2 protein-coding genes are annotated in these 604 nt (G+C 42.5%); both read left to right on the top strand.

Going from position 1 to position 604, the window contains the following annotated elements:
- Positions 1-36: 36 nt before the first annotated feature.
- Positions 37-321, top strand: coding sequence for a Sec-independent protein translocase subunit TatA (gene tatA, locus JMX83_RS15060; protein ID WP_201603402.1), 285 nt, complete (start codon positions 37-39; stop codon positions 319-321).
- A gap of 55 nt (positions 322-376) precedes the next feature.
- Positions 377-604: Sec-independent protein translocase protein TatB (gene tatB / locus JMX83_RS15055; protein WP_201603399.1), on the top strand; the 228-nt coding region annotated here is incomplete at its 3' end.

The following is a 604-nucleotide window of genomic DNA, read 5'->3' as shown; positions in this document are numbered from 1 at the left end:
GGTCTTATCAAGACTTTAAAATATAAAGATCACGTTATGGGCAGTTTTTCTATTACACATTGGCTGATTTTATTGGTTGTGGTGGTGGTCGTATTTGGCACCGCTAAGCTTAAAAATGCTGGCAAAGATTTAGGCGGTGCAGTAAAGGGTTTTAAAGAAGCAGTCAAAGATGAAGAAACCTCGCGTGCTCGCAATAATCGTTCACTTGACCATGAAAATAGTACGCCAGCTGCAAGTAATGATTTAAATACACAGGTAGGTACTCAGGCTGATTATACAGAAATCAGCCCTATCACCACTGATGATCAGCACAAAGCATGAAGCGCGCCGCTTATAAATAGCAGCACTAAATAGTCTTTTAATATATGTGACTGTTATGTTTGATATCGGGTTTTCCGAGTTACTCTTGTTTGGCATCATTGCTTTAATCGTATTGGGCCCAGAGAAACTGCCGCAGGCTGCGCGTACGGCTGGGCAATGGTATGCCAAACTGCGCCGTACAGTATCCACTCTACAGTCTGAAATAGAAGCTGAGCTAGATCTGGCTGAAACGCGCCAACAAATACAAAGTGAGCTTGTAAAAATCCGTCAGACTGAGTCAGAT

The sequence above is a fragment of the Psychrobacter piscatorii genome (assembly GCF_904846415.1).
Lineage (GTDB): Bacteria > Pseudomonadota > Gammaproteobacteria > Pseudomonadales > Moraxellaceae > Psychrobacter > Psychrobacter piscatorii.
The sequence above is the reverse complement of the archived record's forward strand: the minus strand, read 5'-3'. Positions and strand labels throughout refer to the sequence as shown.